Origin of the sequence: Pantoea sp. Morm, from assembly GCF_016643525.1 — a bacterium.
Taxonomy (GTDB): domain Bacteria; phylum Pseudomonadota; class Gammaproteobacteria; order Enterobacterales; family Enterobacteriaceae; genus Pantoea; species Pantoea dispersa.
Window position 1 is genome coordinate 19,221 of sequence record NZ_VOQX01000061.1, and the last position, 10,600, is coordinate 29,820.

Sequence of the window (10,600 nt, forward strand, 5' to 3'; positions counted from 1 at the left end):
CTCCCGCAGGTGAATGCAACGTCAAGCGATGGGCGTTGCGCTCCATATTGTCTTACTTCCTTTTTTTGAATTACTGCATAGCACATTTGATTCGTACGACGCCGGCTTATCCGCCGGCTTTTTTTTTGCCGTTTGGCTTGCTGCCGCATCCTTTCCTATGCTTAACAGACATTCAGCGAACAGGAGAACGGCATGCGCATGATTCACGCCAGCGAACCTATCCCGACCGATCCGCCACCGATTCCCGAACCCGTGCCGCAACCGCAGCCCATTCCCGAGCCTGAGCCGCCGCACGATCCTGAATTTCCGCCGATTAGCGATCCTCCACCGCACCGCTAATAAAAAAGGCGCGTTGCCGGAGCGACGCGCCTTCATGCTGCAAAGTCACCGCGTTATTTAATTTCCAGCACGTCGAGGCGAGCGCTCAGGTCCGGCTGATCATCCTCGTCAGCCTGCCAGCCGACCGGCTGCGCTGGCAGCGATTCGCGATCGAAACCAATGTCCCCGCCGTCAACCACCGCATCACCATGCTTAATGCCTTTAAAATCAAACAGATTAATATCAGCCATATGTGATGGCACGATGTTCTGCATGGCGCTGAACATGGTTTCAATGCGGCCCGGATAGCGCTTGTCCCAGTCACGCAGCATATCGGCAACCACCTGGCGCTGCAGGTTCGGCTGTGAACCACACAGGTTGCACGGAATGATAGGGTACTGGCGCGCTTCGGCAAACCGTACGATATCTTTTTCGCGGCAGTAGGCCAGCGGGCGAATCACGATATGTTTACCGTCGTCGCTCATCAGTTTTGGCGGCATGCCTTTCATCTTGCCGCCGTAAAACATGTTGAGGAACAGCGTCTGCAGGATGTCATCGCGGTGGTGACCTAAGGCAATCTTGGTGCAGCCCAGTTCAGTGGCGGTACGGTAAAGAATACCGCGACGCAGGCGTGAACAGAGCGAGCAGGTGGTTTTGCCTTCCGGAATTTTTTCTTTAACGATGGAGTAAGTGTCTTCGTTGACGATCTGATACTCCACACCCAGCGTGTCGAGGTAAGCCGGCAGCACGTGTGCCGGGAATCCCGGCTGTTTCTGGTCAAGATTCACCGCCACCAGCGAAAAGTTGACCGGCGCGCTCTGCTGCAGGTTACGCAGAATTTCCAGCATGGTGTAGCTGTCTTTACCGCCGGACAGGCACACCATGATGCGATCGCCTTCCTCAATCATGTTGAAATCCGCAATCGCTTCACCGACGTTACGGCGCAGGCGCTTCTGCAGTTTGTTCAGGTTGTACTGCTCTTTTTTATTAACTTCTTGATGTTCAGACATGAATTTCGGTCTCGGTGATCGCTGGTCAGCTGCGGATGTCGCGTTAATGCGGCCCTGGTCAGGCCTGCATTAACCGTGTCCGCGTACGCTGCGGGTCGCTGCGCTGGCCTTTATGGGTGCCGGCTGACCGCAGTCAGCAGGAAAAGTCTGTGGCGTATGGTACGGATTACAGCGCCAAATTCCAGCACGATTTATGGGTTTGCCGGTGATGCGCTCTGTGCGCCGCGCGATCGCGGTCAGAGACCTGTTGCGCTATTCACAATTTTTAGTTTGTCGCGGATTTGGCAAGCGGTACACTGCCTGCTTCCCCAGGGAGGAATAAGCGATGAAAAATGTTGTGTTAAGCATGCTGGCGAAGATTTCACAAATTGATGCCACCACCAAGCAGTTGACCGCGCGCGTTGAGGCCCAGTCGCTGCTGATCGGTGCGCTGGTACTGGCCGTCAGTAAGAAAGGCGGTGTCACTGAAGTTATTGAAAGCGCCAACAAAGCCATCAACATGGTGATTGAGTCAGCCGAGGCTGACGATATGCTTAAGTCGGACGCCGCTATTCTGCTGAGCGAGTTCCAGGATCTGTTGACGATTTCGCGCGCGGTTGACAGCGCCGATGATGTCATCAACCAGCAGGCGCTGGAAGGTATTACCGGTGTGAGCAGCGCCAGCGATGACGACAAAAAGGATCCGTCTTAATCACGCAGCGCCGCAGTCGGCTACCATTGCGCACATTTTGCCAGCGGTAACTGCATATTTATTGATCTGGGTAAAGATTTCTTCTCACTGCGCTGACAGGATGGATTCAGCGCTTTTTTTAGTTTTTAAAGGTGAGGAGAGGAATAATGCAAACGTACGATATGGTGTTTGAGGAGGCGTGCCGGCTGGTGGGGCAATGCTATCTGGAACTGGCGCAGCGCGGTGCCGCTACCGAAAAAGAGGTGCTGGCCAGCGAGTTGCGGAACCTGCAACTGCGCTATCGGGAATTAACCGGCGCGCCCAATCGCGCCGTTGAAATGGCGATTGGACAACTCAAACCCTGCTAACCCAGCCGCCCGGCCTTCAGTGCCGGGCTTTTTATCTCCCCTCCACCGCAGCGATTAACCCGCCAGCGGCAGCGCAGTCAAACCATTTCCAGCGACTGCACTCCTTTGATTTCCATCACTTTGTCATAAATGCTGTGCATAGGAAATCTGCGTGACAACGTCACCTCAACGCTCAGCTCGCACAGGCCGCTCTCTTCGTTACGATTGACTACAGCGATGTGGCCATAGCGCAAATTTTCGCGCTGCAGTACCAGCAACACCAGCGGTACGCTTTTGGCTTTGAGATGGACGATAAGGGTGTGATGGCGGCCAATCAGCCAGTGGCTGATACGGCGGAACGTTTCCAGCACCACCAGCGCCAGCACCGTACCGTAAATACCGATTTCGTACATACCGCTACCGATCACCAGGCCAATCGCGGCGGTCACCCACAGGCCGGCGGCGGTTGTCAGGCCTTTCACAATCTGCTTTTGAATGATGATGGTGCCAGCGCCAAGGAAGCCCATGCCGCTGACCACCTGCGCCGCAATACGGCTGGGATCCAGCGCCACATGTTCGTTAGTCAGCATATCGGCAAAGCCATATTTTGACACCAGCATGAACATGGCGCTGCCAATACCGACCAGAATGTGGGTGCGCAGGCCGGCTTCTTTAGCGCGCATCTGGCGCTCCAGGCCAATCAGTCCGCCCAGTATTCCGGCTAACGCGATGCGGATGAGCATGTCGGCTAACATCCTTCCTCCTTATTGATTGATGTTGCGTATGAACAGGCAGAGAAAGAGGCAAAACGCTGCAATCAGGATAATTCTGCTTGCCAATGGCGATATTAAATTTTGTAAAAAGCTGTGTCGCCTATCGATCGCGCACCGCTGCTGACATATGCTGGTGCGACTTTTCCGCTCACACTCCCGGAGCCCGACCGATGAAAGCCGCAACTTTACTGCTGGCCGGCGCAGCGCTGTTACTCTCTGCCTGCAGCAGCAACAGCGACAATGAACCGCCGCAACAGGCCACCGCCGCGCACGTGCAGCCGCACGTCGTGATGTCGTCCATGGCAGAAGCCAACTGCAACAGCGCAGGTGGCACGCTGGCGTTCTCGCGTCAGTTAGACGGTTCACGCATCGGGATGTGTCAGCTGGCTAACGGTCGTCGCTGCGACGAACAGGCGCTGATTGGCGGTGCCTGCGCCCGCTAACGCAGGCGCAGAACGTTACGCCTTAACCTGATTTGAACAGGTTTCCCCGCGCGCCAGCTGCTGTAAATTGCTGAGCGTGGTTTCTGAAATCGCCGTCAGCGCTTCGGCGGTGAGAAAGGCCTGATGGCCGGTAAATAACACGTTGTGACAGGCCGACAGGCGGCGGAACACGTCGTCCTGAATCACGTCATTCGACTTGTCTTCAAAAAACAGGTCGCGTTCGTTCTCATACACGTCCATGCCGAGCGAGCCGATTTTCTGCTGTTTCAGCGCCTCAATCGCCGCCTGTGAATCAATCAGCCCACCGCGGCTGGTATTGATAATCATCACGCCATCTTTCATCTGGCTGAACGCCTGTGCGTTGAGCAGATGATGGTTTTCCGGCGTCAGCGGACAGTGCAGGGTGATGACATCGGACTCCGCCAGCAGCGTTTTCAAATCAACATACTCCGCCCCGAGCGCCAGCGCGGCGTCACTGGGATACGGATCGTACGCCAGCAGACGCATGCCAAAACCTTTCAGGATGCGCATCGTCGCCACACCAATCTTGCCGGTGCCGACCACGCCAGCGGTTTTGTTATGCATGTTGAAACCTGTCAGGCCGTCCAGCGAGAAGTTGGCATCGCGCGTGCGCTGGTAAGCGCGGTGAATGCGGCGGTTGAGCGTCATCATCAGACCTACCGCGTGTTCCGCTACCGCTTCCGGCGAGTAGGCGGGCACGCGCACCACCTGCAGCCCCAGCGCGGCTGCGGCGTCGAGGTCGACGTTGTTGAAACCAGCACAGCGCAGCGCGATATATTTCACGCCCAGCGCCGCCAGCTCCGCCAGCACCGCTTTGCTCCCGTCATCGTTAACGAAGATACAGACCGCATCACAGCCAGCGGCGTTTTTCGCCGTGGTTTCGCTCAGCAGGAAGTCAAAAAACTGCAGCTCAAATCCGTAGCCTTCGTTAACGTGCTCGAGGTATTTCTGGTCGTAATGCTTAGTGCTGTAAACCGCAACTTTCATTGTTTCGCTCCTGAAAAATGTTACGTCGGTATCACATCAGGATAACGTTTTCCGCGTCATTTTGCTGTTCTTCAGCCAGACTAAAGCGGTAACGCCTTCATTTGCCGGGCGTAACATGCCATCATCTCTGTCAGGATTGGGTAAAGAACAGGAACGTTAACAGCCATGACGCGGGGCCTCCGTCGACTACTTGCTGCGCTACTGGCGCTGATACTGCTGCTGCTGGGATTGCTGCTGACGCTGACGCACTGGCTGCCGCGGCTGGCAGGTATCTGGCTGCCGGAAAATACCCGCGTCGAGCTACACGGCGCGCCGCACTGGCGGCAGGGCCGGCTGGTGTTTCCTGATGTGCGCTATCTGGCCGGTGACTGCCTGCTGGCGCAGGTCGCCGACGTGGGGCTTGGCCGGACGCAACAGCGCTGGCAGCTTGATGCGCGCGAGGTGGCGCTCAACAGCGATTGTCTGCAGGCGCTGCCGCACAGTGCCACGCGCGATGCGCCGCGCAGCCTCGCAGAGTGGCAGCAGATGCTGCCCGGCGCGGATATCCATCTGCAACAGCTCAGTATTTTGCCATGGCAGCAATATGCGGGCCGCTTCGATCTGACCTTAGACAAGGACCTTCAGCAGCTGCGTTATCAGGGCGACAACCTGCGCGTCGCCGCGCGCCTGCAGGGGCAGCAGCTGCACATTGATCAGCTGCAGCTCAGCCATCCCATACTGCCGCAACCGGTCGAACTGCATGGCAATCTGACGCTGCCAATGTTTGCCGATGGCCTGCCGGTGGCGGGTGAGCTCAGCGGTGCGCTTAACCTGACGCTGTGGGCGCAGCCGCTGGCGCTGACGCTTAACTGGCAGCAGCAGCAGGGCGAACTGGTGGTGCGCCAGCAACAGGAACCACAGCCGTTGTTACAGCTGCCGTGGCAGGTCGATGCGCAGCAAATCCGCATCACTGCCGGTCACTGGCGCTGGCCATTCGGGTCGCAGCCGCTGTCGGGCGGCGTGGCGCTAACGCTGGATGACTGGCAGCAGGGGCTGGAACAGACGCAGATCCGCGGCCGCTTCAATTTACTGACCGCCGGACGCGGCGGGAAAGGCAACCTGGTACTGAGCGTTGGGCCGGGCAAGCTGAGCCTGACTGACAGCGCACTGCCGTTCCAGTTAACCGGCGAAAGCAAGTTTGCCGACCTGCAGCTGTACGGCACCATTCCCGGACAATTACATGGCATGCTCAGCGATCCGCAGCTCAGCCTGCAGCCGGGCGCACTGCTGCGCCTGCGCGGACGCTTACTCTCGACGCTGGAAGTGGATGAAGCGCGCTGGCCGCTGGCCGGCGTCAGCGTGGCCTCGCGCGGCATCAACGGCCGGTTACAGGCGATTCTCAACGCGCACGACCCCAGTTTCGGCCGCTTCAGGCTGCACCTCGACGGGCGTGCCAGCGACTTCTGGCCAGACAGCGGACGCTGGAACTGGCGTTACTGGGGCGAAGGCGTGATGGCGCCGCTTAGCGCCAAATGGGATGTAAAGGGCACCGGCAGCTGGCAAGACACCCTGATCAGCCTCGATACGCTGAACACCGGGTTCGATCAGCTGGCGTACGGCATGGTGCAGGTGGATAAGCCGCGCCTGACGCTGACCGCGCCGGTGCGCTGGCAGCGCGATGTGGCACAGCCGGCGTTTAACGGCGGGTTTGCGCTGCGTTCCGGCCAGACCCGCTTTAGATACGGTGGCTGGCTGCCGCCGTCCGAACTGCGTTTCGATGCCAAAGGGCGCGACCCGGGGCATTTTCTGTGGCGCGGTCAGCTCACCGCGGAAGACATCGGACCGCTGCGCGTGCATGGCCGCTGGGACGGCGAGCGGCTGCGCGGCGAAGCCTGGTGGCCGGCACAGTCGCTCAGCGTATTTCAGCCGCTGCTGAGCAGCGATCTGAAGATGCGTATCCAGTCTGGCGAGCTGCGCGCGCAGATGGCCTTTTCCGCCGCCAGCGGCCAGGGGTTTGAGGCGGGTGGTTTCTGGGCGGTGAAACAGGGCAGCGTATGGATGCCGGACAGCGAAATCAACGGCATCGATTTTATCCTGCCGTTCCGCCTGAAAGATCATCAGTGGCAGCTGGGGCGCCGCGGGCCGGTGTCGCTGCGCATCGCCGAAGTGAAAAACCAGTTTGCGCTGCAGAACATTACCGCGGATCTGCAGGGCCACTATCCGTGGCAGGAGCGCCAGCCGCTGACGCTCAGCAACGTCAATCTCGATCTGCTCGGCGGGCACGTCAGCATGCCAGCATTGCGTTTACCGCAGCATCAGCCGGCGCGGATTTCGCTGCGTGACATTGATCTCAGCCGGCTGGTGACGGCGCTCAAGCCGAAGCAATTTGCCATGTCCGGTAAAGTGAATGGCGAATTGCCGCTGTGGGTGAACAATCCGCACTGGCTGATTGAAAAGGGCTGGATCGCCAACAGCGGCCCGCTGACGTTCCGCATGGACAAAGACATGGCGGATGCGATTGTCAGCAATAACGTGGCCGCCGGGGCGGCGATGGACTGGCTGCGCTACATGGAGATTGCCCGTTCGTGGGCGACGCTGGATCTGGATAACTTCGGTAACCTGATTCTGCAAAGCGAGGTGAAAGGCACCAGCCAGTTCAGTAACCGCCGCCAGTCCGTCAATCTTAATTACCGTCATCAGGAAAACCTGTTCCAGCTGTGGCGCAGCCTGCGCTTTGGCGATAATTTGCAATCCTGGGTGGAGCAAAACGCCACCCTGCCATCCAACAAGGACCCGAAACCATGAGCCTGAGGGCATTACTGGTGCTGACAGCGGGACTGCCGCTGCTGGGCTGTGTGCCGCGCATCGAAGTCGCCGCACCCAAAGAGCCAATCACCATCAACATGAACGTAAAAATCGAACATGAAATCCACATCAAGGTGGATAAAGACGTCGAAGCGCTGCTGAAGAATCAGAGCGGACTGTTTTGAGGAGAGGCCCGATGAAACGCAAGGGGATAGCGCTGTTGCTGGCGCTTTTGCTGGTGCCGTCGGCCTGGGCGCTGACGCTGGATCAGGCGCGCCAGCAGGGGCGCGTGGGCGAAACGCTGAGCGGTTACATCGCCGCTCGTCAGCAGGATGACGAGACGCAGGCGCTGGTTAAGCGCATCAATGACGGCCGCAGCCAGCAGTATCAGCGCGTGGCGCAGCAGAACAATCTCACCACCGCCGAGGTGGCGCGCATCGCCGGCGAGAAGCTGGTTAACCGTGCCGGCAGCGGCGAATATGTGCGCGGGATAAATGGTCAGTGGGTGCAGAAATAGCTGCTTCCACGATTGCGCAGGCATAAAAAAGCCGGGCACTCAGGCCCGGCAAGACAGATAGCATTGTTTTAATGATGATTACGCAGCAACAATCTGTTTGATGGCGTCTTTGGCATCGCTGGCGGCTTTGGTTGCCACTTCCGGACCGTAGGCAATGCCTTCGGCGAACACGAAGTCAACGTCGGTGATGCCGATGAAGCCGAGGAACAGTTTCACGTACGGGGTCAGCAGATCAGTCGGGGTGTCTTTGTGAATGCCGCCACGGCTGGAGAGGATCACCGCACGTTTGCCTTTCACCAGACCTTCCGGGCCTGCTTCGGTGTAGCGGAAGGTGACGCCGGCACGGGCAATCAGGTCAAAGTAGTTTTTCAGCTGAGTAGGAATGTTGAAGTTGTACATCGGTGCAGCGATAACCACGGTATCGTGCGCCTGCAGTTCAGCAATCAGTTCATCAGACAGGGCCAGCGCGTCCTGCTGACGTGGCGACAGCGGCGCGTCTGAAGGACGCAGGGCGCCAACCAGTTCACCGTCCAGTACCGGAATCGGCTGGGCAGCCAGATCGCGTACCGTGACTTCGTCGCCTTTGGCGCGGGCTTCATCAGCGTAGAAGTCTGCCAGCTGGTTAGACTGTGAGTAACCGGCAAGGATGCTTGATTTCAGAACTAAAACTTTGCTCATGGTATTTTCCTGTACGTTACGCGGTTGGCTTACCGCTCAATGCGTTACACTCTACGGAGTTCGTCCGGCAGGTAAAAGCGCAATATTTCGAGGCCTATGTTCGAAATTATTGAATAAGGTGGCACGTCCGGTCAGGTGAGATGTTCCAATCTGTGCTAAGATGGCGGGCATTAATCGATTGAATCCGCCGGAAAATTCTGCCCGGCGCCGAGCCGCAAGTGCCGGCTCACTGCAACAACAGGTAATTCATCACTATGTCATCATCCGTTACGTCACCTCTGGCCCCCCTCTGGTCGCGGCTCGATAACCTGATGCTGCGCGACCGCAAAGCGCTGCAGCGTCGTCTGCACGGGGCGGCAAAGGTGAAAAATCCCGCTGCGCAGCAGGAAATTATGGCTGAGCTGGAGCCGGTGTTTGCCGCGGCAGAACAGCGCGTGGCGCAGCGCGCCGCCGCGACGCCGCGCATTACGTTTCCGGACAATCTGCCGGTCAGCCAGAAGCAGCAGGACATCGCCGACGCGATTCGCGATCATCAGGTAGTGATTGTCGCCGGTGAGACCGGCTCAGGTAAAACCACCCAGCTGCCAAAGATCTGTCTGGCGCTCGGGCGCGGTGTGAAAGGGCTGATTGGGCATACGCAGCCGCGTCGCCTGGCCGCACGCACCGTGGCGAACCGCATTGCCGAAGAGCTGGAAACCACGCCCGGCGGCACCGTCGGTTACAAGGTGCGGTTTAACGATCAGGTCAGCGAAACCACTCAGGTCAAACTGATGACCGACGGTATTTTGCTGGCGGAAATTCAGCAGGATCGTCTGCTGCTGCAGTATGACACCATCATCATTGATGAAGCGCACGAACGCAGTCTGAACATCGATTTCCTGCTGGGTTACCTGCGCGAACTGCTGCCGCGTCGTCCCGATCTGAAAGTGATCATCACCTCCGCGACCATCGATCCGCAGCGCTTTTCGCGCCACTTCAATAATGCCCCGGTAATCGAGGTTTCGGGCCGCACGTATCCGGTCGATGTACGCTATCGTCCGGTGGTAGAAGATGCCGAAGACACCGAACGCGATCAGCTGCAGGCAATTTTCGATGCGGTTGACGAACTGAGCAGCGAAGGGCGCGGCGATATCCTGATCTTCATGAGCGGCGAGCGCGAAATTCGCGATACCGCCGATGCGCTGATGAAGCGCGATTTACCGCACACCGAGATTCTGCCGCTCTATGCGCGCCTGTCCAACGCCGAACAGAACCGGGTGTTCCAGGCGCACAGCGGCCGCCGCATTGTGCTGGCGACCAACGTCGCCGAGACCTCGCTCACCGTGCCGGGCATTAAATATGTCATCGATCCGGGCACCGCGCGCATCAGCCGTTACAGCTACCGCACCAAAGTGCAGCGTCTGCCGATCGAGCCGATCTCGCAGGCGTCGGCTAACCAGCGCAAAGGGCGCTGCGGCCGCGTGTCGGAAGGGATCTGTATCCGCCTTTATTCAGAGGATGATTTCCTCAGCCGCCCGGCGTTTACTGACCCGGAAATTCTGCGTACCAACCTGGCGTCGGTAATTTTGCAGATGACGGCGCTTGGACTGGGCGACATCGCCGCATTCCCGTTCGTCGAAGCGCCGGATAAGCGCAATATTCAGGACGGCGTGCGCCTGCTGGAGGAGCTCGGCGCGATCACCCTGAGCGAGGAAGGTGCGTACAAACTGACGCCGTCCGGGCGCAGCCTGGCGCAGCTGCCGGTCGATCCGCGGCTGGCGCGCATGGTGCTGGAAGCGCAGAAATTTGGCTGCGTGCGCGAAGTGATGATTATTGCCGCTGCGCTGTCGATTCAGGATCCGCGCGAGCGTCCGGTGGAGAAACAGCAGGCATCTGACGAGAAACACCGGCGTTTTGCCGACAAAGAGTCAGACTTTCTCGCTTTTGTTAATCTGTGGAACTACCTGCAGGAACAGCAGAAAGCGCTGTCCGGCAATCAGTTCCGCCGCCAGTGTAAAAGCGATTATCTCAATTACCTGCGCGTGCGCGAATGGCAGGACATCTACACCCAGC

General features: G+C 58.5%; 12 protein-coding genes. 8 read left to right on the forward strand and 4 right to left on the reverse strand.

Annotated elements, in window-relative coordinates; genetic code table 11:
* The first annotated feature begins 192 nt into the window (after positions 1-192).
* Positions 193-339: a hypothetical protein gene (locus FT726_RS18910; RefSeq protein WP_021506127.1), complete on the forward strand. Its 147-nt coding sequence runs from the start codon at positions 193-195 to the stop codon at positions 337-339.
* 53 nt (positions 340-392) lie between these two features.
* Here FT726_RS18910 and ttcA read toward each other — a convergent pair whose 3' ends face one another.
* Positions 393-1,328: a tRNA 2-thiocytidine(32) synthetase TtcA gene (gene ttcA, locus FT726_RS18915; protein ID WP_021506126.1), complete on the reverse strand. Its 936-nt coding sequence runs from the start codon at positions 1,326-1,328 to the stop codon at positions 393-395.
* Between the two features lie 325 nt (positions 1,329-1,653).
* On the opposite strand from ttcA, the gene iraP reads away from it, so the two are divergent.
* Positions 1,654-2,019, forward strand: a complete 366-nt coding sequence (gene iraP, locus FT726_RS18920; protein ID WP_010618425.1) for an anti-adapter protein IraP — start codon at positions 1,654-1,656, stop codon at positions 2,017-2,019.
* Positions 2,020-2,165: 146 nt separating this feature from the next.
* Positions 2,166-2,366, forward strand: coding sequence for a DUF2767 family protein (locus FT726_RS18925; RefSeq protein WP_010618426.1), 201 nt, complete (start codon positions 2,166-2,168; stop codon positions 2,364-2,366).
* Between the two features lie 77 nt (positions 2,367-2,443).
* Here the strand turns inward: FT726_RS18925 and FT726_RS18930 are convergent, their stop codons facing one another.
* Entirely contained in the window at positions 2,444-3,100 is a 657-nt protein-coding gene (locus FT726_RS18930) for an MgtC/SapB family protein (protein WP_264441287.1), read from the reverse strand.
* 188 nt (positions 3,101-3,288) lie between these two features.
* On the opposite strand from FT726_RS18930, the gene FT726_RS18935 reads away from it, so the two are divergent.
* Positions 3,289-3,561, forward strand: coding sequence for a DUF333 domain-containing protein (locus tag FT726_RS18935; RefSeq protein WP_021506124.1), 273 nt, complete (start codon positions 3,289-3,291; stop codon positions 3,559-3,561).
* 15 nt (positions 3,562-3,576) lie between these two features.
* On the opposite strand, the gene FT726_RS18940 is transcribed toward FT726_RS18935, so the two are convergent.
* Positions 3,577-4,569 carry a 2-hydroxyacid dehydrogenase gene (locus tag FT726_RS18940; protein ID WP_088515817.1) on the reverse strand — a complete coding sequence of 331 codons (993 nt, stop codon included), beginning with the start codon at positions 4,567-4,569 and terminating at the stop codon, positions 3,577-3,579.
* A gap of 165 nt (positions 4,570-4,734) precedes the next feature.
* Between FT726_RS18940 and FT726_RS18945 the strand changes: the two genes are divergently transcribed.
* The 3 genes from FT726_RS18945 to FT726_RS18955 are packed head-to-tail and all read left to right on the forward strand — an operon-like array spanning position 4,735 to position 7,870.
* A complete protein-coding gene (locus FT726_RS18945) occupies positions 4,735-7,353 on the forward strand; it encodes a YdbH family protein (protein WP_346303219.1) in 2,619 nt (872 codons plus the stop codon).
* Entirely contained in the window at positions 7,350-7,538 is a 189-nt protein-coding gene (locus tag FT726_RS18950) for a YnbE family lipoprotein (RefSeq protein ID WP_010618431.1), read from the forward strand. Before FT726_RS18945 ends, FT726_RS18950 begins: the two co-directional genes overlap by 4 nt.
* Before the next feature lie 11 nt (positions 7,539-7,549).
* Positions 7,550-7,870: a YdbL family protein gene (locus FT726_RS18955; RefSeq protein ID WP_346303220.1), complete on the forward strand. Its 321-nt coding sequence runs from the start codon at positions 7,550-7,552 to the stop codon at positions 7,868-7,870.
* A 78-nt stretch (positions 7,871-7,948) separates the two neighbouring features.
* Here FT726_RS18955 and azoR read toward each other — a convergent pair whose 3' ends face one another.
* Positions 7,949-8,548 carry an FMN-dependent NADH-azoreductase gene (gene azoR / locus FT726_RS18960; protein ID WP_021506120.1) on the reverse strand — a complete coding sequence of 200 codons (600 nt, stop codon included), beginning with the start codon at positions 8,546-8,548 and terminating at the stop codon, positions 7,949-7,951.
* 254 nt (positions 8,549-8,802) lie between these two features.
* On the opposite strand from azoR, the gene hrpA reads away from it, so the two are divergent.
* Positions 8,803-10,600 (forward strand): ATP-dependent RNA helicase HrpA (hrpA, locus tag FT726_RS18965; protein ID WP_346303221.1); only part of this gene is annotated, 1,798 nt, incomplete at its 3' end.

Bases quoted from the DNA above. Each gene is read 5' to 3' on its own strand.
- FT726_RS18925 (WP_010618426.1), top strand. From the start codon at position 2,166: ATGCAAACGTACGATATGGTGTTTGAGGAGGCGTGCCGGCTGGTGGGG.
- ttcA (WP_021506126.1), bottom strand. From the start codon at position 1,328: ATGTCTGAACATCAAGAAGTTAATAAAAAAGAGCAGTACAACCTGAAC.
- iraP (WP_010618425.1), top strand. From the start codon at position 1,654: ATGAAAAATGTTGTGTTAAGCATGCTGGCGAAGATTTCACAAATTGAT.
- FT726_RS18950 (WP_010618431.1), top strand. From the start codon at position 7,350: ATGAGCCTGAGGGCATTACTGGTGCTGACAGCGGGACTGCCGCTGCTG.
- azoR (WP_021506120.1), bottom strand. From the start codon at position 8,548: ATGAGCAAAGTTTTAGTTCTGAAATCAAGCATCCTTGCCGGTTACTCA.
- FT726_RS18910 (WP_021506127.1), top strand. From the start codon at position 193: ATGCGCATGATTCACGCCAGCGAACCTATCCCGACCGATCCGCCACCG.
- FT726_RS18935 (WP_021506124.1), top strand. From the start codon at position 3,289: ATGAAAGCCGCAACTTTACTGCTGGCCGGCGCAGCGCTGTTACTCTCT.
- FT726_RS18955 (WP_346303220.1), top strand. From the start codon at position 7,550: ATGAAACGCAAGGGGATAGCGCTGTTGCTGGCGCTTTTGCTGGTGCCG.
- FT726_RS18940 (WP_088515817.1), bottom strand. From the start codon at position 4,569: ATGAAAGTTGCGGTTTACAGCACTAAGCATTACGACCAGAAATACCTC.
- FT726_RS18945 (WP_346303219.1), top strand. From the start codon at position 4,735: ATGACGCGGGGCCTCCGTCGACTACTTGCTGCGCTACTGGCGCTGATA.
- FT726_RS18930 (WP_264441287.1), bottom strand. From the start codon at position 3,100: ATGTTAGCCGACATGCTCATCCGCATCGCGTTAGCCGGAATACTGGGC.